Origin of the sequence: Roseovarius sp. M141 (assembly GCF_024355225.1) — a bacterium.
GTDB lineage: Bacteria > Pseudomonadota > Alphaproteobacteria > Rhodobacterales > Rhodobacteraceae > Roseovarius.
The window spans coordinates 487,786-513,898 of record NZ_VCNH01000008.1 but is presented as its reverse complement, the minus strand read 5'-3'; the positions used below and the strand labels follow the sequence as shown (position 1 = coordinate 513,898).

Below are 26,113 nucleotides of genomic sequence, written 5' to 3'. Positions count from 1 at the left end.
GTCGGCCAGGCGGGAAAAGTATGACTTTTGTTCCAGAAGCAAGGCCCCTTTAGTTACCAGCTGGGGGAGCCGTGTCAGACGAAATTGTCCTCAAGTCGCACTCTGTGCGATAGGACGGCGATGAAGTCTGTCTTTTTCTGGATCAAATCAAGCGCGAAAAGGGCGTTTGGTGAATGCCTTGGCAGTAAGAGGCGATGAAGGACGTGATACTCTGCGATAAGTCATGGGGAGCTGAGAATAAGCTTTGATCCATGAATTTCCGAATGGGGCAACCCACCTGATACTGTGTTATTACTGACCGCAAGGTCAGCTAATAATGCGGTAAACTAGGTACTTATAGACTGAATACATAGGTTTATAAGAGCAAACCCGGAGAACTGAAACATCTAAGTACCCGGAGGAAAGGACATCAATATGATACTCCCCTAGTAGCGGCGAGCGAACGGGGACCAGCCGAGCCATGAATGTGAATAGAACGTGTTGGGAAGCACGGCTATAAAGGGTGATAGCCCCGTATATGAAGCATGATTGGACGTATTAAGTAGGGCGGAACACGTGAAATTCTGTCTGAAGATCGGAGGACCACCTTCGAAGGCTAAGTACTCCTTACTGACCGATAGTGAACCAGTACCGTGAGGGAAAGGTGAAAAGCACCCCGACGAGGGGAGTGAAACAGTACCTGAAACCGAACGCCTACAATCAGTCGGAGCTTGACTGGACTCTAATGACAATCTGCATCACTAAGATGCAAATCATAGCGACAAGGAAGTGAAAATGTCGGATTTGGCCGTTGTTACGGATGGAACCTACGCTGTTGTCGCCCTCGTTCTGGGGTTGATCAACATGGGCGTTAATTATTGCCCGAACGAAGGTTGCTTTGCCAAAAGCGAACGCACCCCATATCTTGGGTTATCCGTCGGTAACGTTGTCTTTCAAAAAGATGAAGTAGGTGAAGAGATCTACATCAGAAAGCAAACGGGCATAGCGCGCGGACCATTTCAGCTCACCTACGGTGCTTCAGTCACCGACGAGGGCGGGCTTTGGGTCGGCATCGGCAACACGACCACATACACGACACCGAACAAACGGTGGTACGCTCAATTCCATTCAATGCCGGGGCTGTATGCCAAGGGCGGCGAAGAAGATCTGGGTGGTCCTATCGAATGGCGTTCGGGGATCGAACTCGGATATCAAAACCGAGAGGGAGTTCGCATAGGGCTCGGCGCCGATCATAGATCGAACGCAGGGCTTTACAGCGATAACCCCGGTCTGGAAACAGTCCACTTCCGCGTGTCCATCCCTATGAAATGATTGTTATCAGTGTCCAGTCTTGTGACGGCGTACCTTTTGTATAATGGGTCATCGACTTGGTCTATCTAGCAAGCTTAAGCCGTTAGGTGTAGGCGCAGCGAAAGCGAGTCTTAATAGGGCGCATGAGTTAGATGGATCAGACCCGAAACCGAGTGATCTAGGCATGACCAGGCTGAAGGTAAGGTAACACTTACTGGAGGGCCGAACCCACACCTGTTGAAAAAGGTCGGGATGAGTTGTGCCTAGGGGTGAAAGGCCAATCAAACTCGGAGATAGCTGGTTCTCTGCGAAATCTATTTAGGTAGAGCGTCATCCGAATACCCTCGGGGGTAGAGCACTGGATGGGTAATGGGGCCCCACAGGCTTACTGATCCTAACCAAACTCCGAATACCGAGGAGTACTAGATGGCAGACAGACTGCGAATGCTAACGTCCGTAGTCGAGAGGGAAACAACCCTGACCTACAGCTAAGGCCCCTAATTCATGGCTAAGTGGGAAAGCAGGTGGGACGACCAAAACAACCAGGAGGTTGGCTTAGAAGCAGCCATCCTTTAAAGATAGCGTAACAGCTCACTGGTCTAAACAAGTTGTCCTGCGGCGAAGATGTAACGGGGCTCAAGCCATGAGCCGAAGCTTAGGATGGTCACTTATGTGACCGTGGTAGCAGAGCGTAGTGTGACATAGTTCCGTGTCTCTTTAGCGACTTCGGTCGTTACGGAGACGTGGAGCTTTCGATGAAGCGGGCGCGTGAGCGATCCCGTGGAGAGATCACTAGTGAGAATGATGACATGAGTAGCGACAAACAGTGTGAGAGACACTGTCGCCGAAAGTCCAAGGGTTCCTGCTTAAAGCTAATCTGAGCAGGGTAAGCCGACCCCTAAGGCGAGGCCGAAAGGCGTAGTCGATGGGAACCAGGTTAATATTCCTGGGCCAGATGGAAGTGACGGATCGTGAAGGTTGTTCACCCTTATCGGATTGGGTGGGCCGCTAATCGGTTCCTGGAAATAGCTCCATCGCTAGATCGTACCCTAAACCAACACAGGTGGACTGGTAGAGAATACCAAGGCGCTTGAGAGAACCACATTTAAGGAACTCGGCAAAATACCTCCGTAAGTTCGCGAGAAGGAGGCCCGGTTTTTACGCAAGTAGAGGCCGGGGGCACAAACCAGGGGGTGGCGACTGTTTACTAAAAACACAGGGCTCTGCGAAGTCGCAAGACGACGTATAGGGTCTGACGCCTGCCCGGTGCCTGAAGGTTAAAAGGAGGGGTGAGAGCTCTGAATTGAAGCCCAGGTAAACGGCGGCCGTAACTATAACGGTCCTAAGGTAGCGAAATTCCTTGTCGGGTAAGTTCCGACCTGCACGAATGGCGTAACGACTTCCCCGCTGTCTCAAATGTGGACTCAGCGAAATTGAATTACCTGTCAAGATGCAGGTTTCCCGCGGTTAGACGGAAAGACCCCGTGCACCTTTACTACAGCTTCGCACTGGCATCAGGATTGTGATGTGCAGGATAGGTGGTAGACTTTGAAGCAGGATCGCCAGATTCTGTGGAGTCATCCTTGAGATACCACTCTTCGCACTCTTGATGTCTAACCGCGGTCCGTTATCCGGATCCGGGACCCTGCGTGGCGGGTAGTTTGACTGGGGCGGTCGCCTCCTAAATCGTAACGGAGGCGCGCGAAGGTTGGCTCAGACCGGTCGGAAATCGGTCGTTGAGTGCAATGGCAGAAGCCAGCCTGACTGCGAGACTGACAAGTCGAGCAGAGACGAAAGTCGGTCATAGTGATCCGGTGGTCCCAAGTGGGAGGGCCATCGCTCAACGGATAAAAGGTACGCCGGGGATAACAGGCTGATACTGCCCAAGAGTCCATATCGACGGCAGTGTTTGGCACCTCGATGTCGGCTCATCTCATCCTGGGGCTGGAGCAGGTCCCAAGGGTACGGCTGTTCGCCGTTTAAAGAGGTACGTGAGCTGGGTTTAGAACGTCGTGAGACAGTTCGGTCCCTATCTGCCGTGGGTGTAGGATACTTGAGAGGAGTTGCCCCTAGTACGAGAGGACCGGGGTGAACGTTCCACTGGTGGACCTGTTGTTGCGCCAGCAGCAGTGCAGGGTAGCTATGAACGGACAGGATAACCGCTGAAGGCATCTAAGCGGGAAGCCCCCTCAAAACAAGGTATCCCTGAGAGCCGTGGTAGACCACCACGTCGATAGGCCAGAGATGTAAGCGCTGTAAGGCGTTCAGTTGACTGGTACTAATTGCTCGATAGGCTTGATTTGATCCAGTAGAAGTCAGACTTCGCAGGAAACTGTGAACAAACCTCCGAAAACATCAGTCATACACACCAACTACACAGTATTCTTGACTTGGAACTCCGAGGGTTTTTCTCGGTTTGGTGATCATAGCGCGAGCAAAACACCCGGTCCCATCCCGAACCCGGCAGTTAAGTGCCGTAGCGCCCATGGTACTGCGTCTTAAGACGTGGGAGAGTAGGTCGTCGCCAAACCTAGTAAAACCCCCAGAGTTATGTATCTCTCTTCGATGTAGCCTCACCTGAACAACACCGGTCCTCGTGAGGCACAATTGGCGCGGGATGGAGCAGCCCGGTAGCTCGTCAGGCTCATAACCTGAAGGTCGTAGGTTCAAATCCTACTCCCGCAACCAAAATCCTACACAATATCAAATGCTTAAAGCCCGACCTAATCAGTCGGGCTTTTGCTTGTGCGGTTTACATCAACGCCACATCAACGTTTGACGAGGCCTCCAGAGAATCGAGAACGATCTGCTTCTGGAGTCGGCAGGAGCCTCGTGGCAAGGTCATGCCATGATCGAATTCAACATCATTTCCGATGACCATCCCGACCTTACGCATTCGCCGTTGCTACGCGCGGCGCTGCTGACACTTCAGTACACGCAGGACCATGGGGCGATCGGTTTGACCAAGACAAAGGCGTTCAAGCGCGTCTTTGTCCATTGGGCAGTGGAGAACTTTGACTGGCCCGGGAGAAGCGCGGAAGAAATGTTCCGCTACAGTAAGGTCATCAACGAATACGAATTTCCACCGCTCGAGCTTTTGCATTACCTCTTGATCAGCTCGCGCCTGGGGCGGCACTTCAAAGGTGAATTCCGGCTGACCAAGCGTGGCGTGGAGCTGGCGCAGACTCCGGGGAAGCTGTTTGCTGAACTCATCCCCTTCTTCGTTCTCGAGATTGACCACGCATCCTACGTGCGCCTCAACGAGCGTCCGTTCGGCAAGTGGGATGTCTGGATGAACGTGATCAACGTCGAGGCCGACCACGGCACAACTGAACGGGAGCTGTTCGCATCGTTCTATGGCGAGAACCATGACTGGGACACCGCCGGATGGCGAGAGATGGCTGCGTTCTCATCCTGCGTGTTGCGTCCGCTTGAGTGGGCGGGATTGCTTGTCCAGACCCGTGAAGAGCGCGGGGGGAAGCATGTACACCATGTCTTCAAGACGCCGCTGTGGCGCAGCGCCTTGACGTTGGACACCGACGACGTGCTGCAGCCGTTTTCAGTTCAGTGAGGAAACCGCGTGTACTGCTGAAAGCTGACCTCCGAGACCGATGCAGCGAAGGCCTTTGTCGAAGTCAGATTGTCGAATGCTGCACAGCAATTTTGCTGCGCACATTCGAGGTAGTCGCGCGATAGACACACTTCACGAAGTCCGGCGTTTGCTCCGCCGCCACTTGGGCGCGACTTTCAGAGCGACTGCATGAGCATCGCCTTGCCTGACCATTGGTCACTATCCAATGCTTCGGCCAGGACCGCGGCAACATCTCCCCTTGCGGCTTTGCCCCCGACATCGACGTCGTCGCCCAACACGATGTCACGCGTTCCGTCTTCGTCAGTCAGCCTGACGGGCCGCACGATGGCGTAGTCCAGACCGGAGGCCTTGAGGTGTTCATCGGCGTGATGTTTGGCCAGCAGATAATGAGCCAGCTCGCCTTCGGGGTCCGGATCGTCAGCGCCAACGCTGCTGAGCATGACGAAACGGGCGACCTTCGCCTTCGCGGCCAGATCGACAAGCCGCTTGGCGCCGTCCCGGTCGACCTTGTCGGTCATTTCGGGTCCGGTGTGGCCACCCGAACCTGCGGCAAAAACGACCGCATCGCAGCCATCGCATACCCCATCTTGCAGATTTGTCAGATCACCGTGACGCAGCTCAACATCAGACGGCAGAGCGCCCGTGTCGGAGCTTTCGCGCACCAGTGCTACGGGTTCGTGACCGCGGGATTTAAGCTCGCCCATCAGACGAAGGCCAGTTTTGCCAGTGGCTCCAGCGACTAGAATTTTCATTTTCTTCTCCTGCGTTTAGGCTTAAAATGTACGTCTGGCCGGATTTGGTGGTTCACTTGGGCGCGGCCTTGTGGCCGCGACCCAAGATCTCCATCAATCTCATCCGGCAGATGGCTTCACGCCAAGAGCGCGAGCATTTCGCGCGCAGCGTCAGCGGAGGAAGCCGGGTTTTGACCGGTGACCAGTTTGCCATCGCGCAGCACGAAGCTGGCCCAGTCGTCGCCCTTCTCGTAATTGCCGCCGTTGGCCTTGAGCATGTCCTCGACGAGGAAGGGCACGATGTCGGTCAGGCCAACGCCGTCTTCTTCGGTGTTGGCAAAGCCGGTCACGCGGCGGCCTGACACCAAGGGCTGGCCGTCCAGGCCTTGCGTGTGCCGAAACACCGCAGGCGCGTGGCAGACGGCCCCGACCGGGCGATCGGAGATAGCGAATGTCTCGATCAGGCGCTTGCTGTCCGCGTCCTCGGCCAGATCCCACAAGGGACCGTGGCCGCCCGGATAGAAGATCGCATCGAACCCATCCGCGGTAATGTCCGACAGCGTCTGCGTGTTCGCCAGCTCGGCCTGCGCGTCTGCATCGTCCTTGAAGCGGCGGGTGTCATCGGTCTGCGCGTCCTCGCTGTCGCTCGTGGGATCGATCGGCGGCTGGCCGCCCTTGGGCGACGCCAACGTGATCTCCGCACCCGCATCCTTGAAAACGTAATAGGGCGCGGCAAACTCTTCGAGCCAAAAGCCGGTCTTGTTGCCGGTATCGCCCATTTCATCGTGCGATGTCAGTACCATCAGGATTCTCATGTGCGTTCCTTTCATTGCTGGCCGACGCGGATGACGCGCTTGCCGAAATTCTCGCCTTTGAGAAGACCGATGAACGCGTCCGGTGCGTTCTCCAGACCATCGATGATCTCTTCGCGATATTTGATTTCACCACTTTCGACCCAGCCGCTCATCTCCTTGGCAAATTCGGGATAGAGATGGCCGAACGTGTCAAAGATGATGAAACCCTGCATCGTAAGTCTTTTGCTGAGGATCTGGCCCATCAGCCAGTTCATCCGGTCCGGTCGCCGCCGCCACGGCGATGGTCTCGCCTTTTTGGGGCGCGCCGATCTGCGTCAGGCCTGCCCAGGCGGTAAATCCGGGCATTCCCAGAATGCCAAGCGCCCAAGACAGATGGTCCGGCGACTGGTCGAGTTTGGTCACGCCTGAGCCATCCGACAGGGCGTAATCCTGCCAGCCATTGAAGCTGAGAACCCAATCGCCCTGCTTAAAGCCATCTACATTTGACTCGACGACCTGCGCTACTGTGCCGCCCACCATCACATCGCCGATCTCGACCGATGCGGCATATGACTTGGCATCGCTCATCCGGCCCCGCATATAGGGGTCGAGCGACAGATATTCGGTCCGCAGCAACATCTGATCGTTACCAGCAACTGGGATCTCGCTCTCGACCAAGTTCAGCGTGTCCTTGGTTGGCGCGCCTTTCGGGCGTTCCGCCAGCACATGCTGCCGATTGATTTTGTCCGTCTGTGTTTTAATTGGCTGTGTCATGTCAGTTTCTCCTTTTATGCTGCTTCAAGAATGCGGCGCGCGTCGTCCGGCGTTATGTCGCCATGTTCGCCAAGGGCGGTCATGCCGTGATCCTTCAGGGCGCCTACGATATGGTCGATACCGGACGCATCAACATCGTAATCGTTAAGGCGGGTTTTGATGCCCAATTCCTCAAAGAACCTGCGCGTCGCAGCGATCGCGGCATCGATCCGTTCGTCATCAGACCCATCACGAATATCCCAGACATTCGCTGCATATTGCAGCAGCTTTACACGCTTGGGCCCGCGCTGGTCATTCATCAACGATGGCAGGACAACTGCCAGCGTGCGCGCATGGTCGGTATCGTTGAGCGCCGTGATCTCATGGCCGATCATATGACTCGACCAATCTTGCGGCACACCGGCCCCGATAAGGCCATTTAGGGCAAGGGTTGCCGTCCACATCAGGTTAGCACGGATGTCGTAGTCTTTCGGTGATGCGAGTGCCTTGGGGCCCAGATCGATCAGCGTGCGCATGAGGGTTTCGGCGAAACCGTCCTGAATTGGCGCGTTGACCGGATAGGTCAGATATTGTTCGATAACGTGAACAAAGGGATCAGCTACACCATTGGCGATCTGGCGATCCGGCAGCGTGTAGGTGACCTCCGGGTCCAGCATCGAGAAAGCCGGGAAGCAATGCGGGCTGCCGAACGGAAGCTTGGCACCCTTCTCGGAGTTGGTGATGACCGCGCCAGAGTTCATCTCCGACGCGGTCGCAGGCAGGGTCAGCACGGTGCCGAACGGCAGCGCGTTGGTAACAACTGACCCTCGCGACGTCAGGATATCCCACGCGTCGCCATCATATTTCGAGGCTGCCGCGATGAATTTTGTGGCGTCGATGACCGACCCTCCGCCGACGGCCAGCAGGAAGGTGATACTCTTCTCGGCAACGAGGTCCACGGCTTTCAATGCTGTGGCAAAACGCGGGTTTGGCTCGATTCCACCGAACTCGATCAACGTGCGGCCCGCAAGTGCCTCGCGCACCTGTGCCAGAACACCAGTCCGTTCCGCGCTGCCGCCGCCGTATAGAACCAGAACCTTTGCGTCGGTCGGAATCTGATCGTTCAGGTCCGCAATACGGCCCTTGCCGAACAGGATTTTGGTCGGATTGTAAAAGTCGAAGTTGTTCATGTCTTAGTTTCCTTCAGTTTCGATATGCAGGCGCACATCGATGTTTCCGCGCGTGGCGTTCGAATAAGGGCAGAGCTGATGCGTGGCTTCGACCAGACGTTGAGCATCGTCACGGGCGATTCCGGGCAGATGCGCCGTAATGTCCAGATCGAGCCCGTATCCACCTTCGGCGCGCTGGCCGATTCCCACTTCGACGGAGGTTTTTGATCCAGCACTGTCAATTTTGAGCTGGTTGGCGGCTAGATCCATCGCGCTGTCAAAACAGGCGGCATAGCCGAGTGCGAATAGTTGTTCAGGGTTCACACCCTTCTCATCACTATCCGGGCGGACCATTTGCACCGAGAAACTGCCGTCGTTCAGTGACGACGTTCCTGACCGTCCACCGGTCGCGGTGGCGGCAGTTTTGTAGAAGATTTTCATGGGTTACCTTTCTGTCGTAGACCGGTCGACTAGTGATCGGTCAAATTGTTATGACGCAGGGACAAGTTTCTCAGTCGCCCGCATGGCAGATATCAGGGGCGCATCACTATGGGACAGGCTTGCGACAAGGCTGGCTCCCAACCATTGGTGATAGATCGCCTCTGCCATGACGTCGGGCTCATCAATCCGACCGATCGAACCTTCTGCGATGCCCTCCTCCAATGTACGCGCCAGGTGAGCGACAATGGCGTCAACGCCTTGCTGCAGGATGTTACTCATGTCTGCGGACAGGTCAGCGACTTCCGCTGACAACTTGACCACCAGACAACGGTCTTCCGGATTGGGGCTGACTTGTTTTTGCCCCCAGTCCTCGAAGTAAGCCAGAAACCGAGCGCGTGCATCCATCGTGGGGCTGTCAAGCGAAGTCCCGAGCCGATCTTTGTATTCCTCAACGAAGTCTTCCAGAAGGGCGCAGCCATAAGCCTCCTTCGACGGAAAATAGTGATAGAATGATCCTTTCGGTACGCCTGCCGTTTTAAGCAGTTCGCTGAGGCCCACTCCGGAATACCCCTGCCGCGCGGTGAGGCGCCGACCGATCGTCAGAATATGGCCTCGTGTATCATGCTCTCGCTTATTCATGACTGAGATATAGGAGCCACTAGACCGGTCGTCTAGTAGTCACAGATCATTTTTTTAGAATGGTCAGCTCAGCAGCATCGATCGGCTATAACCAGAGACATCCATATTCAGGCCTCAACCGACGACCACCTGCGCTGTCCGGAGCCGCCGTTCGTGCTTTGCGCAGCGAAGGTCGGGAGAGTCCCGCCCTGCAGTTGCTGATCGTAGCGATGAATGCCAGCTTCGTCTTGCCCGGTGCGACCGGTCGTACACGAGGCTGACCTGCCTTTTCTTGAACCGTGTGAAATAGGCCGTACGCGGGCTTTTGATCGATAGGTACCTCATGCCCGCAGGGCACTTGCCCGGCCCCTTTTTCACCCGCACGCTCGCGCCTGATCGCGCAGGACGGCATAGTCGCTGAGCATCCGCACAACGACCGCACCCTCCGGCAGCGCGGCCACCTCGGCTGCAGCGCGCGCCTGGTCATCGGCGCTGTAGGGAACCACGGGCGGACATGGCGCGCGCGCGTCAGAACTGACCGTCGCGCAGGCGCTGAGTGAGAGCATTGCGATCAGGGGGACGACGGCTGGCAGCGTCCAGCATCTGGCGTTGGATTTCACGGGCTTTCTCCGATGCTTGTAAACGTTCCGCCAGCCGCCCGGCACGCTCCCCCGCGCGGCGGAGGTTCAAAAGGAACAGGGCGATAGTGGTGGCGGCCAAAAGCAGGCCCAGCGCCTTGCGCGCCGCGCCGCTGGCGAGGATCGCGGCGATCCAGCCCTTCACCTCTTGCCTCGCTTCCAGTCATTGATCCGGGTGTGGATGGTGACGGCAATGCCAATTAGCGCGACGGTGATGAACACCCAGCGCAGGGTGTCGAGGTAGGGTACCAGCGGCAGGATGGCGGATTGGGTTTCAGCCAGGACGTCCTGTGCCACCTCGACCCCTGCTGCGCCGATGGTCGCTACCCCGGCCGCGCCGCCGCCTTTCAGGGTGCGGCTTTCGGCCAAAACCTCACGCGCGGGCGGTACTTCCGCTACGAAGGGCGTGGCGCGTGCGGGGAACGGTTCGCCCCAGGACCGCGCCGGGCCGAGATCGATGTGCATGAAGCCCGATCGGGGATAGGTGCCAAATCCAAGAAAGCCCACGGCGCGGGCTGCCTCGGCAAACGTGGCGGGATCATGGTTCGACATGGCGATATCAAACGCGGTGCCCAGCATGTGTCTGGAGGCTGGAGCCCCGCCCACGGCGCGATTGTGGGCGGGGCTGCGATAGGCCGAGCGCACGATCAGCGGTTTGCCGAGCCGGTTGCGCAGGGTCTGCAGCATCTCCATGGCTTCGGTGTTGATCTTAATCGCACCGGTGCCGCGGCAGGCGATCTCGGCGGGCGAAAAACTGGGCCAGCGCCAGGCGCTGTCGGGCACGTCGCGGAAATGGGCGTAGGTCGTGGTTGGCATGTCGGTCTCCAGAAATGAGTTTCCGGCCCCTCGCGGCGGCTCGGTGCGTTCGTCGCTCGGAAAGGTCCACTGGACCTTCCCGTCTGCCTGTCAGGCAGAGCACGGCTCACCCCGCCTCTGGGGCGGGTCGGTTGGGTTGGCGTCGTGGCGGGAATATCGGTCAGTCGCTGCGGCCGCGCTGAAACGCTTCGAACATCAGATCACGCATGGCACGGATGTCGGTCTCGATCCGCTCCAGTCGGTCGGCGTCGCCCTTACGGTCCTCGGCGCGCTGGCGATCGACACGGGTGCGCTCGGCCAGAAGCTCGCGGTCCAACCGGGACAGCATGGCGTCATTGGTGAACGCCCTGCGCGAGACGGCGGCCAGCAGGGCGATGGTCCCGCCGATCAGCGCGGTGATGGCGGCCGTGATGCCGTGGTCGCGCAAGGCCGCGCCAACCTCCTGCACGAGGGAGCTACGTTCTGTCATGGTGATGTCCTCGATGATCGATCCTCGTGCGTCCCTCAGCCGATCTTCGCGCCCCAGAAGGATGTGTGCTCGGCCGCGAAATACCCATCCTGCGCGCGGAAATATCCCTGCAGCTCGACGGTATCGCCTGCGCTCAGCGGCACCATGGTCTGGAGCCAGATGGCGGTGGCCAGTGAAACATGGGTGGCGGAACTCTCGCCTAAGGAGCCCCGGATTTCGGTCGCACCGCTCAGCACGAGTCGCCCGCGCATCCGGGCCGAGGTGCTGGAATTGACCTTGAAGAGCAGCGTTGCGCCGAACAGGTAAGTCCCATCGACGGGCGCGGTGAACAGGTTGGTCCCGGCGTCGAAACAGCCCTGATCGTTGTAATCGGTATTGTTGAGGCCGATCTTCGTCCAGGTCCCGACGCCGACATAGTTGTCATAGTCGGTATAGGCCTTGAAACGGGGTAGTCGCGGCTGCTCGATAATGCCGCTCGTATTGTCGACGATGAGCCCGTCGAAGAAGGTGCTGCCATCGGGCGAGACTGCGAGGCGGAATTTGTCAGACCCGAACAGCCCCAGCAGCGCCTTGGTCACGAAGCCGGTCTGCAGGGTCAGCCCGAGATCGTCGCCTGCCGCCTCCTTGTTCATGGTGTAGAACAGATCACCGGAGCCACCCTCTGCTGCGGTTTTTGCCGTCCAGAGCGCAGCGTTCAGCTTGGCGGAAAACGGGTTGGCGGCGTCAGCGGTGGTGCCCACGCCCAGCAGCGCGAGGTTCTGCAGGGACGCGGGCGTGGTGCCTACCCAGCCCGCGGCGCCGAAGACAAGCAGCACGCCCTCGTCTTCGACCCACGCCCGCCAGCCGGTGCGTGGCGGCAGGCGCAGCCAAGCCCCATCCGTGAACAGCGCGACGTTCTGATCCCAACCCGCCCAGTCGCCGGTGGCACCCGAGGCGACGATGTGGCGGTCACCATCGGCGGGAGAACCGGGCGGCGCGGTCAGATCCCGGTCGAGAACGGAAAGCTGGACGAGCCCGTCGAGCAGCCGCAGGGCCTCGTTGTGGGTAACGTGCTTCTGGGCCTGCGCCGCCAGGATGTAGGGCAGAGCCAGGTTGGTCGTAGCGTCGGACATGGTGGTCCTTTCAGAATGTCAGTGTGACGGTCTTGGCCGCGCCCCGCCCGATCAGGGCGGAGAGCTGAACGATGCGGATGGTCAGGGTGTCGCCCGGGCCCAGAAGCGCGCCCCAATCAGCCGTTTGGTCGGCGCCGGTATAGATGACGCTGGGTGTCGAGGTGGTCAGCGTGCGTTTGACAGCCGCCCCATCGGCGATCTCGACCTCATAGGCCTCGATCTCCTCGACGAGCGGCACTTCCACCGCGCCCCAGCTGTCGGCCGAAAGCGCGCGGGACCGCCGTGTCCAGTGGATCGTCAGATCACCGGACGTGCGCGGCCTGCGCCACGGCTGCTCGACATGAACGACAGAGAATGGTCGGAGCCCAGCGCCTTCGGGCGTGAATGGAATGGCGACATAGGTCTCGTCACTGACCGGGCGCGCCGCCGCGCCGATGCGCCAGTTCCACGGCAGCCCGAGATCGGCTTCGGCGATCGGCAGCGAGGCAAGGCTTGCGTCCAGCACCACGACCCGCGCGCCTGCGGGCACCGGATTGGCCATGGCCGATTCCGTGCCCCGCTGGCCACGCAGCAGGCGCGTCAGGCGATAGCGGCCCGGCGCAATCAGGTCTGCCGTGCCTGTTTGCACAATTTCCCACGTGCCAGGCGAACTCTCGATTGCCAGCGCATTTGCCCCACCGAACAAGGTGAGATCTGTGACGCTTTCGAGCGTGCCGGAAAGCAGATCGACCACCAATTCATTGCCGAGATCAAACCGTGATGTGGGACCGGAATAGAAGTCCGAAACCAACGCGCCGATCCGGGCGCGGCTGCCAAACGTGGTCAGCAGCTCGAACCCGTCCGTCGACGGGCTGCGGAACACCGCCATCTCCCCTGGCCAGGGAACCGCATGGGCCGCAATGAGCGGGCGGTGCGCAGGCTGGTCCTCGGTCAGCTGCGGCAAGTCCATCAATACCGCCTCGGGCGCGCCGAACACGACGGGGCTCAGGAGCGACGACGGGCGTGGCGATCCGGGCGGCATATCGTAGGCTGCCCGGTCCTGATGCACCGCCTCGATGCCTCGCGCCTCTGCGTCGGCAATGGAAACGAGCCGCAGGTCCATCTGCCGCCCGTCATGTTCCAGCGTCACGACATCCGCTGGATCAAGGCCCAGCCACGAGGGGGGCAGACGAAACGCCGCCGTCTCCCGCCCGGTCCAGGCTTCCATCAGTGCGCGGCGACAGCGGCGCTCGGCCTCCTCTGGCGGCACCGCCATGGGAAAACTCTCCGAGGCGATCCGGGTGGTGTCCACGGTGATGCGGCGCGCCTCGACAAGGGCGGCGTCATAATCCTCATCCGCACGCGCCACCTGCCATTTCAGGGCCTGTGGCAATTCCGTCTCCTGACCACGCGTCAGTTCCAGCACATCGCCTTCACCGGCGGCCACGAGATCATCGAGCGCGAGGGTGGCGACGGAGGCGCGGCCGCGCATGACAAACCGGATCATGCCCTCGGTCTCGACCGCGTCGCACCCGAAATGGCGCGACAGCGTGGTTATCGAAGCGCGCGGGCTTTCCAGCGCACCGATGGCATAGCCTTCGATCGCACCCCAGAGGCCGGAAACATCCACCCGGGCCTCGGGCATGCCTGCTCGCAGGCAGAGATGACGGACAAGTGCTGCCAGCGAGACCGCCCCTAGACGCCCTGTCATCCAATGTCCGAGCCGCCAGTTCGGCCCATCGGTCCAGACATCGGTGAGTTCAGGAAAGAATGGATAGGGCCGCGCATCCCAGGTCCAGGCAGCGCATTCCGGGACGTGCACCATCCGACCGCCATAGACGCCGGAGATCGGGTTGTTCGCGGCGTCGCCCCACCAGAGGTAGGTTGCCTCAAGATAAGCCCGCTGGATCGCGTCATCCCGCCAGCCCCGTGAGAAATACGGCGTGACACTCTCGGACGACTTCGGGTCGAAGAACACGTTCGGCTGGTTTGTGCCCCGGTCGATGGCGGGGCAGCCGAGTTCAGTGAACCAGATGGGCTTCGACTGTGGCACCCAAGCCGTCGGCGTGCTGCTTTCCACCCCACCCGGGCGGTTGTAATGTGCGTTCGACCACCAAGCGCGCAGATCCTTGGCGCGGAAGACCCACGGCTTTCCTGCCGCGCCATCGGTGATCGGCGTGCGGACCTGTGCCGCGCGGTCGGCTGTGCTGGCATAGAACCAGTCGAAACCCTCGCCGCCTGTGATGTTTGATTGCAGATAGGTCCGGTCGTAGATCGCCGGGGCCAGCGCCGCATCCGCGTGCTCGAACCCGTCGCGCCAATCTGACAGCGGCATGTAATTGTCGATGCCGATGAAATCGATTTCCGGATCGGCCCAGAGCGGATCGAGGTGAAAATACACGTCGCCGCTGCCATCGCCCGGCTGGTGGCCGAAGTATTCCGACCAGTCGGCCGCATAGCCGATCTTCGTCGAAGGCCCGAGAATCGCCCGCACATCCGCCGCCAGGTCGCGCAACGCCTGCACCGCGGGATAGGTGCTCGCCCCGGAACGGATCGTCGTGAGCCCGCGCATTTCCGAGCCGATCAGGAAGGCATCGACCCCGCCCGCGACCGCACAGAGATGGGCGTAGTGCAGCACCATACGGCGCAGGCCCCAGTCACTGGGCGATCCGGTCCAACTGACGCTTTCGTCCGAGATTGCAAAATCTGACGGGCTGGCGCTGCCAAAAAGCGCCGCGACCTGCGCGGCCGCCGTGGCGGTCTTGTCCACCGATCCGACATAGCCCGCCGCCGGAGAACAGGTGATCCGCCCTCGCCATGGGAAAGCAGGCTGGCCCGTCCCGGCCGCGTTGTCGGAATACGGGTTCGGCAGGGTATTGTCCTGCGGCACATCCATCATCAGGAACGGATAGAAGGTGACGCGCAGCCCTCGGGCTTTCATTTCCCGGATCGCCTGCACCACCGTGAAGTCCGCAGGCGTGCCACCAAAGTTTGGTCGATCCTGATCGTCGCGACTGACCAGAGATGCCGAGGCCCGGGTCACACCGTTGACCGACCAGACCAGCGGCGTTGTGTTTTTGGCAGCGAGTTCGACTTTGGGGCGGATCCGGCAATGCCCGGCGCGCAGATCATCGCCAAACCAGGACACCACCAGACTGACGCTTTCGACCTTTGGAACCATGGCTTGCAGCCGGTCCAGCGCCACCACCACGTCTGCGGTGTCAGTCAGTGCGTTCAGATTATCGGCGGTCTGCGACCCGCTGCTGCCTTTCCGGATGCCCTGCGTGGCATAGGCGAACTCGCCCGACGCCGGAATCATGGTGATCGCGCGGGTCAGCCCTTCCGCCGTGTCGGGATCGGCCAGCGGGCGGAACACCTCAAAACTCATCTGCGGGATGCGATTGCCATAGTTCCCCAGCGGCAAATTCTCGAAGACGACATAGGCGGTGCCACGATAGGCAGGTGTGTTTGCCGCCCCCATCTTCGCGGAAATGAACGGATCTGGGGACTGAGTTTCATCACCGGGGTACCAGCGCCAGGTCACACCGGACAAGTCCATCGGCTTGCCATCGGCCCAGACACGGCCGATGCCGGTGATCGGCCCCTCGCAGAGCGCGACTGCGAAGCTCGCATAGTACAGATACTCGGTCGTCTTGACCTTGCCACCACCCCCGCCTCCCTTGCCGCCGCCCTGCGTGGTGGTCTTGGTCTCTTCGCGGAAATCCGTCGCCCAGATGATGTTGCCGCCGATCCGCATCCGTCCGTAAAGGCGGGGTATCACGGCTCCTTCGGTGGCCGAGGTGATGCGCAGATTGTCCATCCGCGCACCTTCGATCCGCTGGGTCGGCGCGAGCGAGGAGATGATCCAGCTGTCGACAACCGAGCCGATGGTGGAGCCAATGAAGCCGCCGATGGTCGCGGCGCTGACGCCGAGGATCGCGCCGCCGATGCTGCCGCCAATGGCAGCGCCAGCAGCACCAAGAACAAGTGTGGCCATGTCGGGGTCTCAGCGTTGGGGAAACAGAAAGGCGAAGGCGATACGTCGCCGCCACGATGGCGTGAGCAGTTCCTCAATCACGCCGAGGCGCTCATAGGCGTGGATGAAGGTATCGGGCCCGGTCAGGATCCCGACATGCTTGGCGATGGCGCGCGGCGTCATGCGAAACAAGACCAGAACACCGGGAGCAACTGCCGCCGGGTCCACTTCGATCATCATCCGGCGTGCGCCATCCGCAAGAACCTCGCGCGGCCCGGTCTCGCCCCAATCTCGACTATAAGGCGGGATCGGGAACGGCTCTGAGCCTACTGTTGCGCGCCAGACGCCCCGCGCAAGCCCGAGGCAATCGCAGCCGACGCCACGAAGGCTGGCCTGATCGTGATACGGCGTCCCGAGCCAGGATCGCGCGATGGCGATGACACGCGTGGGGTTGGCGCTGGAAACGACGTTGGTCACAGCACACCACCCTCGTGCCCACCATCCTTGGTGGCATAGCGAAGCACGGCATCCTGGCCGGGGATGTGGGGAAAGCCCCGGAAGTTGGCGGCATTGGCGAACTTCGTTCCGCAGGTCTCCATGCGCTTGTCGCAGCCTGCGCGGATGCTGAACGTATCAGTCTCGGCGAAGGGCCGCACCGGCGCTTCGAGCAGTGTCAGCACCGCGATGCCGTCTGTGACGTCATGCGCGATGATTTCAGCCAGTCGCCCGGCATTCGCACCGCTGGTCCATTCGACCGTGCCGAATGTGAACCAGCCGGAGGCAAAGTCGCCGAGCCCTGAGGCGGTGAAGGCGCGGTCGCGCAGGAGATCGATGACGGCCCCGGTTCCCTTGAAGGCCGGTGCCTCCAGATCGACGCCGCAGCGCGCATCGCCCAGCGCGGCGTCGCAGGTCGCCTGAAACGTCCGCCCGACCGTCTGGCCCAGCACGTGGGCGAGCGAGCGCACCTCGGCCACGAAGGCCAGCCGTCCGCGCCGGATCTGGCCGATGGCCCCGCGCCGCATCAGCACGCGCTGACCCGTGTTGGCCCAGTTGACCCGCCAGACCTCGACCTCCGCATTGTCCCAGCGGCCGTCGAGGATGTCGGTCTCGGTGATCCGGTCGGACGTGAGCACGCCTTCTGCGTCCTGCGCATCCACCGACAGGTCGGAGCCCGAACGGACCTCGGAGGCCGTGAGCCCGCTCTCCGGCTCGAAAACGGTACCGTCGAAGCTCAGCGTCACGTCATGATCGGTAAAACCGAAGCTCACGCCGTCGGCGCGCGAAATCCGCCAGCACCAGGACAGCGTCGTTGTGCCCTCGTCGAGATGGGCCTGCAGATCAGGGGTCATATTTTTCATCGGCGCAGTTCCAGCAATGGGATTGAGGTGATCGAGCCCAGTCGCTCAATGTCGTGCGTCACATCGAGGGCGTCGCTGTCGAAGCGGACCGGCACGTCGAATTCGAACCCTGCGGTCATGACGACACCGGAGACCGGCGCTGTGTTGAAGGTGAGGAGGCCAGTGGTCGTATCGACCGACCAGCCGGAGGGCTGCTCCACCCCGCCAAGCGCAATCCGCACAGTTCCCACCACTGGCTTGGCGATGTCGCGCGTCCAGGATTGCGCGCCTGAGGCGTAGCGTTTCACAAGCTGGAACGCGGTCGTCGTTCCGTCGCCGGTCCCGATCCCCTGATCAGTCGGCGATGGCGTGCCCGAGGGCAGGCAGGACTTGTGGTCGCCCCAGTCCTTGAAGCGAAAGCCATGCAGCCGTCCGTTGCGCGCCTCGAAAAAGGCAACGACCGCCGCAAGATCATCAGCGCGGCGGATGCCATAGGCGACGTCATAGCGCCGCCGGGAGTTGGCCCAGCTGGCGTTTCGTTCCTCGTCGCCGGAGGCCAGTTCGACGATCTGCGTGCGGCGTTCCGGTCCGCCCCGCGCACCGCGGCTGATATTGTCGGGAAACCGGACCTCGTGGAACATCACATGCCCCTCCGCCCGAGCGATACGGCGCGGGCAATGTCCGCTGCGACTTGCGTGCGCGATTGTCGGAAGCTTTCGGCATCGCGCGCCATGATGGTGACGTTGACATTGCCGCCAGCGCCATAGTTTTGTGCCTCGCGACGTGAGAGTACGCGCTCGCCACGTTGCAGGATTGCAGGCACTTCGTCATGCCGCAGCCCTGCGACACCACCGGAATGCATCCGGGGTGCGGCCGCAAATGCCATTGCAGACACCAGCCGCGAGGGTCCAGTCGCTCCGACCATGCCGCCCGCATGCAGGACGTTGGCGAAGATTCCGCCAGCGCCGCCCACACCACCAAGCACTCCACCCAGCGCGTTGGCGATCGGCCCGAGGATGAACTTGCGCGCGCCGAGTTTGGCAAGATCGGCAATCAGCGAGGTCACCAGATCGCCAAACTTCAGCTTGCCGGTCTTCACGAACTCGCCGACGGCATTCTCCGCCGACTGGAAGGCGCTGACGAGGCTCTGGCCAATGTCCCCGCCGATATCGCGGGCCTTGCTGGCATAGTCGCTGAGCGCCGTGGTCACCGCCTGCCAGCTCGAAACAGCGGCTTCGGTATCGGGTTCGGCCGCAGCGGCCGCAGCCCCGGCTGCAGTTCCCGCATCCGTCGCCACCCGCCCGGCATCTCCAAGCGTCGCCTCAAACCGCTCTGCCGCCGCAGTGGCTTCATCCAGCGCATCACTGCCGGTATCGTCGCCGCCCGACATGGCATCACCTAATGCCTGCAAAGCTGGGCCGACCCCGTCAAACGCCCCGGCGCGCGTTGCGGCAGCGCGTTCGCGGTAGCGGTCAGCCTGGTGACCGGCGTTGCTGGCGGCATGTTCCAGCATCGAGGCATAGGACATGGCCCCGAACCAGTCGATCCGGCTATCAACCCCGATCTCCTCGGCCACGGCATTGAAGGTGGGGCCGATCTTCCCGAGAAACTCCGCCCATTTGGTCGACAGGAACGCCATCAGCCGGGTCCAGATGCGCTCGATATCCGCGCCCATTGCCCGGAAATCATCCGCGAAGGATCCGGCGGTGGCCTTGATGCCGTCCCAGACGGCCTTGGCAACATCGCCCATCAGCCCCATGGCCGCGCCAAATCCACCGGCGCCCGCAACGAGTTTCGTGAACTGATAGACCAACTCGCCCGCGCCAACGATCAGCGCCCCGATGCCGGTGCGGATCAGAGCACCCCGCAGCAGGACAAGCGCGGTGGCCAGACCACGCACCGACAGTGCAGCGACCGCCATCCCCGCCACCCAGCGCCCGGCGAGGAAACCCGCAAAGGTGACGGCATAGGTGGTGAGGCGGCCGATGTTATCGAACAGCCCTCGGATGGCGATGCCCAGCGGCCCGGTGCGGCTCGCGATTGCCGCCATGGCATTCGCGACGGCTTCCAGCGCAGGGGCCGCAGCGACCGCCAGCTGGTTTGAAAGCCCGCGCCAGATCAGGCCGAGGCGTGAGATTGCGTCGTTGGTGCGTTCGATCTGGTCGGCGTCCTGCTCGGACACGACGACACCGAAAGCCAGAACATCCTCGGTCGCCTGGCGCAGCGTCGCGGTGTCGATCCGGCTCATCGCGATGGAGCCTTCTTCGCCAAAAAGCTGGCCCGCAACCGCCGCGCGCTCAGCGGCAGGCACGAAATTCTCGATGGCGGCGTTGATCGCGCCAACACGCTGGTCCAGCGGCAGGGTGATCAGCTCGGTGGCAGAAAGCCCGAGTCGGTCAAGTGCATCGGCGGCGGGACCAGTCCCGGCGGCCGCCTGGCTGAGACGGCGGGTCAGATCCTTGGTCGCCTGTTCGATGCCGGAGATGGAGACCCCCGCCAGCTCGCCCGCCCGCTCCAGCGTCTGGATCGAGGCGACGGTCGTGTTCAGCGATTGCGCCAGCTTCGCCTGCGCGTCCACCGTTTGCAGCCCGGATCGAACCATCGCCACGCCAGCAGCAGCAGCGGCGACAACGGCGGCCGCAGCAGCGACCTTCACCCGGCGCGAGAACGCCGCCATCCGGGCATTCGCCGCCTCCATCTCCCGGCTGAGGCGGCCGAAGCCGCGCGATCCGGCCTCGCCAACGCCTTCCAGCTCGGCGCGCACCTGCCTTCCGCCGACCGCGGCAAGGCGGACGCTGACACGTTTCTCGGCCATGGTCACATATCCTGATTGTTGATTGGCGGTGCGAGCAAGGTCGTTCCACCCTTGCAAAACGTATCACGACCTGATACACATGCCCCATGATCGTCAACACGAAGGGCAAGCGCGCGGCGAATGCGGTCGAGGACCGGTTTGGCAAGGGCTTCCCGGCCGATCTGGTCAAGCGGACGCGGGTGATGTTGTCTGCGCTCGATGCGGCCATAGTCCTCGAGGATCTTCGGTTTCCGCCGGGAAACCACCTCGAGGGGCTCAAGGGCGACCGTGCCGGGCAGCATTCGGTGCGCATAAACGGCCAATGGCGCATCTGCTTCGTGTGGACCGAACAGGGACCGGCCGACGTCGAGATCACCGATTACCATTGAAAGGGCGCGACATGACATTGATGACAAATCCCTCGCATCCGGGCGAGGTCCTGAAGGAGCTTTACCTCGGGCCGCTCGATCTGAGCGCGATCGGGTTGGCCAGGCGCCTGCACGTGCCGCGCACCCGGATAGAACGGCTGGTGAAGGGCGAAACGGCACTGACCGCGGACACGGCCATGCGGCTCGCGACCTTCTTTGGTACGACACCGGAATACTGGATGAACCTGCAGCGGGCCTGGGACCTCGCGCGGGCGCGGGACACCGTCGATGTCTCAGACATCACGCCCCTCGCGGCCGCCTGACGCCATTTCCGCGTTCAGCAGAAAGTATGTGCGTGTCAGAAACCAAGTTACTTACAAGATGTGTTGATGATCGCATCCCGATGTGAGGGGCGATCATCAACAGAGCGTTTGGCCGTTCTGAGCCCTGAAGAGCCTCGCGTGGCACCGCCGTGAAGAGCGTCGTTTTCAGTCAAGAACTATGACGCCAGCCTGTTTTGATTTGTGTTCTGGTTCGACATGGATCGTGATCCGGGCATCCGCTAACTCGTTCTTCAAGGCCTTCTCGATATGGTCACAAATTTCATGCGCGTGGAACACCGTTGTCCCTCCCGGCACGACAAGATGAAAATCGATAAAGATTGCCGATCCTGCATGGCGTGTCCGAAGGTCGTGGGCCTCCATTGCACCGTCAGCTTCCGCAGCAATAATCTCCCGGATGTTGGTCAACGTTCTGTCAGACACAGCCTCATCCATGAGACCGCTCAAGGATTCTTTTATGATCTTTGAGCCTGACCAAAGGATGTTACCAGCCACGAGTACCGCCAGCGCCGGATCAAGGATCCACCATCCGGTCGCAACGGCGAGAATAACGCCAATGGCCACACCGACAGAGGTCAGAACATCCGTAAACAGGTGTTTTCCATCGGCCACCAACGCCGGAGATTTTTGTTTCCGTCCACGAGAGATCAGAACCCAGGCCCAAACACCATTGATTACGGTAGCCCCGAGATTCACAAGAAGGCCCTCAATAGGCGCATCAAGCGCGACTGGCTCCATGAAGCCTTGATAGGCTTCTCGCAAGATCAGAAGCGCGGCCACGATAATCATCACACCTTCAAGGACCGCACTGAAAAATTCTGCCTTATGATGGCCATACGGATGATTGGCATCGGCAGGTTTGGCCGCGATATGAATGGCAATGAGGGCAGCAAACGCAGTTGCGACATTGACCGTACTTTCAAGCGCGTCTGATAACAGCGCGACCGAACCTGTCATCCAGTATGCGAGGCATTTCAGGCCCAAGACAGCGAAGCCTACGAAAATATTGCCAATCGCGAGCTTTATGGTGGTCATCGTGGCAGTCCCTCTTTGGCGCTTCTCACATTAGATAGCCAAGTCGGCATAAAGGCACAAATAGTCGATTTTGAGATTGAAAATTATACACAAAACCAAGCGGGGGCTTCTTATTCGGGGCGATCTCAATCCGCTGGGTGGACTGGCAGCTTTGCCCACACAGTCGACATCCCAGAAGACAATGCCCCCGCAAGTTTTTGCATCGAGAAGATCAATGGCTGACACCCGGACCGCCATTTGCGACCATTTCCTCGTTCAGCTTGCGCACCATCACCGCCTCGATGAGGGGCAGCAGTTCGGCCATTGCGACGGGCGGGATGCCCAGCGCGTCGCCGAGCGCGAGCGCCGCGTTCAGATCCCAGCCGATCACCGCGCCGGGGGAGCACGCGCAGCTGACCGCCGAGGCGGCCAACCAAATCCCAGACCTGCCAGCCTTCAAAGGTGGTGGGCTGGTTCAGCCGCGCCGGGCAGGTTTCGCAGGTCGCTTCGCACGCTTGGCAGTAGCGCTCGCCCCCGCCGAAGGACCACTCGGCGAGGACGCGGAGACGTTTTTTTCCTGTTCCAGCAGCAGGCCCTTCGAGACGTAGGTCAATTGGAAGGCTTCGAAGATCGGCCAGATGTCGAGCAGCGCGTCGATGGCGTCCGGGCTGGGTTCGATGGGATTGTCGTCGGCGTCCCCAATGCCTTCCCAAGAGAGCACGGCCCGCCGCGCCAGCGCCTTGGCGAAGGCGACGGCGCGTTCTTCGTCGGACGCGTCCTCGGGGATCGCCTCTACGGCCGCATCGCTACGGGTCGCCACCATCAACGCGGTGGTCAGGGGGTGCAGCTGCACACGCACCCCGGGTGCGAGATCATGCCAGCGCGGCTGGTTCGTAAGGTCAAGCGTCAGCATCAATAGGTCTCCACATCGTTCAAAAGGGTTGACCTCATATTTGAGGACATCGCCCATGCTGGGCGGTTCCGTCAGGACGGGCATTGGTCAGTCTCCATGTTTGGGGGGGGGGCTTGGCAGGTAGTTCAGCGCGAGGCTGTGGCGGCCTTCTTTGCGGCGGCGATGATCGGGCTGTCTTTGGCGGCAGCGGCAGCCGGGGCAGTGGCAATGATGCCCGCCGCATCGCCGCGCGAGGCAAGATCGGCCAGCACGCGGGCGCGCAGGACTTCGGGTTTCAGCCCGCGCGCAACAGCGTCGGCGGCGTCTATGTCCACACCCAGTCGGGCGGCCTGCGCGCAGACCTGCGCCACCTCGGCTGCCTCGGCGCGGATGGCGTCGGCACTCATCACGGGGGCGTCGGGTGCAAGTGCCTCAGACGTGGGCGTGGGCAACGCGACGGGCGGTTCGGGCGTGCCCGGTGCGACGAATTCGGTGGACGGCGTGGCATCGGCAATCTGATCTGAATTCGGGGTGTCGGTGGAGTCGGTGTTCATCTGTGGACCCTTTCTGCTGGTGGGATTGATGCCGCCTGGAGCGGCGGCGAAGGCGCGGAAGGCGGTGACAGGATCAGCGAGCTCGTCGGCCAGACCGGCGGCAATGGCATTAGCGCCGCGGAACACGGCAGCCTCTGTTGCCAGCGCCGCGGCATGGCCGAGACGATCCCCGCGACCAGCGGCAACGGTTTCGGCAAAGAGGAAGCGCACGACCTCCAGCTCGCGCTGCATCTGGTCGTGCACCGTCTCGGGCAGCGGCTGGTAGGGATTGGCGTCGATCTTGTGGACCCCGGCATGGATCAGCGTGACCGCAATGCCTTTCTGGTCCAGCGCGCCGCTCATGTCGGTGTGCAGGGCCACCACCCCGATGCTGCCGACCGCCCCGGTGCGCGGCAGGATAATCCGGTCGGCCTGGGAGGCCAGAACGTAGCCAGCCGAGAGCGCATGTTCAGCGACAAAGGCCTGCACCGGCTTACGTGCTCGTGCCGCCCGAATGCGGTCGGCCAGATCGAAGGCCCCGGCCACTTCGCCACCAAAGCTATCGATATCCAGCGCAATGCCATGCACCGCAGGATTGGCCGATGCCGCGTCGATCTGGGCAGCAATGCCTTCATAAGAAGTGAGGCCCGAGGATTGCCCGATCCACGCCCCGCGATGCACCAGCGTTCCGGCAATTTCGATCACCGCGATGCCGTCCACCACTGCGTAGGGCTGGGCTCCGTTGCGTTCTTGGCGCTGGGCGAGATCATTGCCGAACAGCGAGGCGCGGGCAGGCAAGGCGGCGGTCGTCTGATCAGCGGCATTCGCCTCCACGCCCTGAAAGGTGATGTCCTGCCCGGTGATGCGCGGACCCAGCCCTGACAAGAAGGCCAGTGCCTTGGCAGGGTCCACCATCAGTGGCGTGTTGAAGGCCCGCTGGGCGATCTGGGCGTGGTGCATCACGTGTCATCCTTCGGGTCGGGTTTGCCGTCGGCGCTATCGTCCATCTCGTCGGCATCATTCGAAGCAGGATCGTCATCCTTCGTGACCCCATGGCCCGGCCCCTGCGCCGGAGATCCCGGGCGGCGAAAATCGAGGCCCAGCGCCAGTTCGCGTTTGCGCTCGGCGGCAATCTCGCGGTCGACTTGTTCGGCGTCATAGCCCCGCTCGGAAATTGCCTGCGTGCGGGATTTCAGCCCGGCTTCGATCTGCAGGATTTCCGCCGAGGCGTCCTTCATCGGATCGATCCAGTCCCATTTGGTCGGCAGCCAGGCGCAGGCTTGGTACTGGCGGCGCTGGCCGCCATAACCGGGCAGATCGATGGCTCCCGACAGAACGGCCACATCCATCCAGCGGGTCCAGACCGCGCGGCCCATCTGATAGACCATCACACTGTGCTGGAAGGCCGAGATGCGGCGCCGAAAGTCCACCAGCGATATTCGGGTGTTGGAGAAGTTGCCCTTCGCCGTGTCGCCGGTCAGATAGCCATAGGGGATGCCCAGCGCCGCCGCGATTTGCAGCAGGGTCCGGTACTGGAACGGCTCGTAGGTGCCGCCCGAGTCCGGTGTGGCAGGCGTCGAGACATCTTCACCGGGATCCAGCCGCACCACCTGGCCGGGCTCGACCTCCAGATCCTCGTCCGTCGGTTCCAGCGGTGTTTCCGGCGCGGGCGAGGTGATGAACATCGCGAACATCGCCGCGATCTTTTTGCGCTCCAACTCGGCGTCATCGTAGAGATCCAGCGTAAACAGCTTGACGACCGCAGCGGAAAATCGGGACACGCCGCGCAACTGGCCCGCCTCGACCGGGTCCAATACATGGATCACTTCGGATGCGGGCACCCGTGTCGTCTCGCCAGCAAGCCCCGGGTCTGTCATGTCACCTGGATGGCGGCGCAGGAAGTGATAGGCCACGCGGCGGCCGATGCCATCGAACTCGATGCCCTGACGGATCAGGCCAACGCCGGGCAACTCGCGGCTCATGTCCAGCGGCAGCATTTCCGCAGGCAGCATCTGCAATTGCAGTGGCACGGTCAGGCCATCCTCGGCCCGGCGCGGCCGGATCCGGATGAATACCTCACCGGATAGGAACACCTCGCGCGCGGCGCGGCGCTGCAGCCCGTAGAAATCGGTCAGCCCTTCGGCGTCGGCATCATCGGTCCAGGCCAGCCACAGCGCCTGCAACTCTTCCTTCTTTGCGGCATCGGCGATGGTGGATGAGGGTTTAATGCCATCGCCGACCACATTGCTGGCGAAGGATTCCACCGCATTTGCTGCGTAGCCATTGTTGCGCACCAGCCAGCGGGCGCGGGCGGTGATCGTGTCACCAGATGCTGCGATCAGCGTGTTTACGTGGGCGCGGGAGGCACGGAAGCCCCGCAACCGCCGGTGGGCCTGCGCCGCGTCAAACCCGCCGATGATGCTGCCGATGCGCTGGCGGAACGCTTCAAACGCCAT

The 26,113-nt window shown here is 61.4% G+C and carries 22 protein-coding genes, 1 tRNA gene, 2 rRNA genes and 1 pseudogene; 6 read left to right on the top strand and 20 right to left on the bottom strand.

What is annotated here, in order from left to right; all coding sequences use genetic code 11:
• The first annotated feature begins 145 nt into the window (after nt 1–145).
• The 4 genes from FGD77_RS06610 (at nt 146) to FGD77_RS06595 (ending at nt 4,861) form a co-directional block, all read left to right on the top strand.
• A 23S ribosomal RNA gene (locus FGD77_RS06610) occupies nt 146–3,593 on the top strand.
• Nucleotides 3,594–3,705: 112 nt separating this feature from the next.
• Nucleotides 3,706–3,820, top strand: a 5S ribosomal RNA gene (rrf, locus tag FGD77_RS06605).
• 81 nt (nt 3,821–3,901) lie between these two features.
• Nucleotides 3,902–3,978: transfer RNA gene (locus FGD77_RS06600), tRNA-Met, on the top strand.
• A 160-nt stretch (nt 3,979–4,138) separates the two neighbouring features.
• Nucleotides 4,139–4,861: a hypothetical protein gene (locus FGD77_RS06595; RefSeq protein ID WP_255007635.1), complete on the top strand. Its 723-nt coding sequence runs from the start codon at nt 4,139–4,141 to the stop codon at nt 4,859–4,861.
• Between the two features lie 176 nt (nt 4,862–5,037).
• On the opposite strand, the gene FGD77_RS06590 is transcribed toward FGD77_RS06595, so the two are convergent.
• The 15 genes and pseudogenes from FGD77_RS06590 to FGD77_RS06520 form a co-directional block, all read right to left on the bottom strand.
• Complete coding sequence (locus FGD77_RS06590; protein ID WP_255007633.1) at nt 5,038–5,634, bottom strand: SDR family oxidoreductase; 597 nt, start codon at nt 5,632–5,634, stop codon at nt 5,038–5,040.
• 116 nt (nt 5,635–5,750) lie between these two features.
• The gene (locus FGD77_RS06585) at nt 5,751–6,428 is read right to left on the bottom strand and encodes a type 1 glutamine amidotransferase domain-containing protein (protein WP_255007630.1); all 678 of its coding nucleotides are present in this window, start codon (nt 6,426–6,428) and stop codon (nt 5,751–5,753) included.
• 11 nt (nt 6,429–6,439) lie between these two features.
• Nucleotides 6,440–7,181, bottom strand: a pseudogene (locus FGD77_RS06580) (hypothetical protein).
• Nucleotides 7,182–7,195: 14 nt separating this feature from the next.
• Nucleotides 7,196–8,350, bottom strand: a complete 1,155-nt coding sequence (locus tag FGD77_RS06575; protein ID WP_255007628.1) for an iron-containing alcohol dehydrogenase — start codon at nt 8,348–8,350, stop codon at nt 7,196–7,198.
• A 3-nt stretch (nt 8,351–8,353) separates the two neighbouring features.
• Entirely contained in the window at nt 8,354–8,770 is a 417-nt protein-coding gene (locus tag FGD77_RS06570; RefSeq protein ID WP_255007626.1) for an organic hydroperoxide resistance protein, read from the bottom strand.
• Between the two features lie 48 nt (nt 8,771–8,818).
• Complete coding sequence (locus tag FGD77_RS06565) at nt 8,819–9,409, bottom strand: TetR/AcrR family transcriptional regulator (protein ID WP_255007624.1); 591 nt, start codon at nt 9,407–9,409, stop codon at nt 8,819–8,821.
• Between the two features lie 507 nt (nt 9,410–9,916).
• Nucleotides 9,917–10,171 carry a hypothetical protein gene (locus FGD77_RS06560; RefSeq protein ID WP_255007621.1) on the bottom strand — a complete coding sequence of 85 codons (255 nt, stop codon included), beginning with the start codon at nt 10,169–10,171 and terminating at the stop codon, nt 9,917–9,919.
• Entirely contained in the window at nt 10,168–10,842 is a 675-nt protein-coding gene (locus tag FGD77_RS06555) for a D-Ala-D-Ala carboxypeptidase family metallohydrolase (RefSeq protein WP_255007619.1), read from the bottom strand. Before FGD77_RS06555 ends, FGD77_RS06560 begins: the two co-directional genes overlap by 4 nt.
• A 160-nt stretch (nt 10,843–11,002) precedes the next feature.
• On the bottom strand, nt 11,003–11,311 hold the full coding sequence (locus tag FGD77_RS06550) for a hypothetical protein (protein ID WP_255007616.1): 309 nt from the start codon (nt 11,309–11,311) through the stop codon (nt 11,003–11,005).
• Between the two features lie 35 nt (nt 11,312–11,346).
• Nucleotides 11,347–12,423, bottom strand: coding sequence for a DUF2793 domain-containing protein (locus FGD77_RS06545; protein WP_255007614.1), 1,077 nt, complete (start codon nt 12,421–12,423; stop codon nt 11,347–11,349).
• Nucleotides 12,424–12,433: 10 nt separating this feature from the next.
• Nucleotides 12,434–16,399: a glycoside hydrolase TIM-barrel-like domain-containing protein gene (locus FGD77_RS06540; protein ID WP_255007611.1), complete on the bottom strand. Its 3,966-nt coding sequence runs from the start codon at nt 16,397–16,399 to the stop codon at nt 12,434–12,436.
• A 9-nt stretch (nt 16,400–16,408) separates the two neighbouring features.
• Nucleotides 16,409–16,855, bottom strand: a complete 447-nt coding sequence (locus tag FGD77_RS06535) for an NlpC/P60 family protein (protein WP_255007609.1) — start codon at nt 16,853–16,855, stop codon at nt 16,409–16,411.
• Entirely contained in the window at nt 16,852–17,736 is an 885-nt protein-coding gene (locus tag FGD77_RS06530; protein ID WP_255007607.1) for a DUF2163 domain-containing protein, read from the bottom strand. The genes FGD77_RS06535 and FGD77_RS06530 overlap by 4 nt, the downstream gene beginning before the upstream one ends.
• Nucleotides 17,733–18,359 (bottom strand): DUF2460 domain-containing protein, encoded by a 627-nt coding sequence (locus FGD77_RS06525; protein WP_255007604.1) that lies wholly within the window; start codon nt 18,357–18,359, stop codon nt 17,733–17,735. The genes FGD77_RS06530 and FGD77_RS06525 overlap by 4 nt, the downstream gene beginning before the upstream one ends.
• Nucleotides 18,356–20,530, bottom strand: coding sequence for a phage tail tape measure C-terminal domain-containing protein (locus FGD77_RS06520; protein ID WP_255007602.1), 2,175 nt, complete (start codon nt 20,528–20,530; stop codon nt 18,356–18,358). The genes FGD77_RS06525 and FGD77_RS06520 overlap by 4 nt, the downstream gene beginning before the upstream one ends.
• An 86-nt stretch (nt 20,531–20,616) precedes the next feature.
• Here FGD77_RS06520 and FGD77_RS06515 point away from each other — a divergent pair, with 86 nt between their 5' ends.
• Both FGD77_RS06515 and FGD77_RS06510 read left to right on the top strand, forming a co-directional pair.
• On the top strand, nt 20,617–20,898 hold the full coding sequence (locus FGD77_RS06515; protein ID WP_255007600.1) for a type II toxin-antitoxin system RelE/ParE family toxin: 282 nt from the start codon (nt 20,617–20,619) through the stop codon (nt 20,896–20,898).
• Nucleotides 20,899–20,909: 11 nt separating this feature from the next.
• Nucleotides 20,910–21,200: a HigA family addiction module antitoxin gene (locus FGD77_RS06510; RefSeq protein ID WP_255007598.1), complete on the top strand. Its 291-nt coding sequence runs from the start codon at nt 20,910–20,912 to the stop codon at nt 21,198–21,200.
• A gap of 165 nt (nt 21,201–21,365) precedes the next feature.
• Here FGD77_RS06510 and FGD77_RS06505 read toward each other — a convergent pair whose 3' ends face one another.
• The 5 genes from FGD77_RS06505 to FGD77_RS06485 all read right to left on the bottom strand — a co-directional run bounded on the left by FGD77_RS06505 (nt 21,366) and on the right by FGD77_RS06485 (nt 26,113).
• Nucleotides 21,366–22,253, bottom strand: a complete 888-nt coding sequence (locus FGD77_RS06505) for a cation diffusion facilitator family transporter (protein WP_255007596.1) — start codon at nt 22,251–22,253, stop codon at nt 21,366–21,368.
• A 211-nt stretch (nt 22,254–22,464) separates the two neighbouring features.
• Nucleotides 22,465–22,623 carry a hypothetical protein gene (locus FGD77_RS06500; protein ID WP_255007593.1) on the bottom strand — a complete coding sequence of 53 codons (159 nt, stop codon included), beginning with the start codon at nt 22,621–22,623 and terminating at the stop codon, nt 22,465–22,467.
• Nucleotides 22,624–22,707: 84 nt separating this feature from the next.
• Nucleotides 22,708–23,145: a hypothetical protein gene (locus FGD77_RS06495; protein ID WP_255014118.1), complete on the bottom strand. Its 438-nt coding sequence runs from the start codon at nt 23,143–23,145 to the stop codon at nt 22,708–22,710.
• A 125-nt stretch (nt 23,146–23,270) separates the two neighbouring features.
• Nucleotides 23,271–24,617, bottom strand: a complete 1,347-nt coding sequence (locus FGD77_RS06490; RefSeq protein ID WP_255007591.1) for a S49 family peptidase — start codon at nt 24,615–24,617, stop codon at nt 23,271–23,273.
• Nucleotides 24,617–26,113 (bottom strand): phage portal protein, encoded by a 1,497-nt coding sequence (locus FGD77_RS06485; protein ID WP_255007589.1) that lies wholly within the window; start codon nt 26,111–26,113, stop codon nt 24,617–24,619. Before FGD77_RS06485 ends, FGD77_RS06490 begins: the two co-directional genes overlap by 1 nt.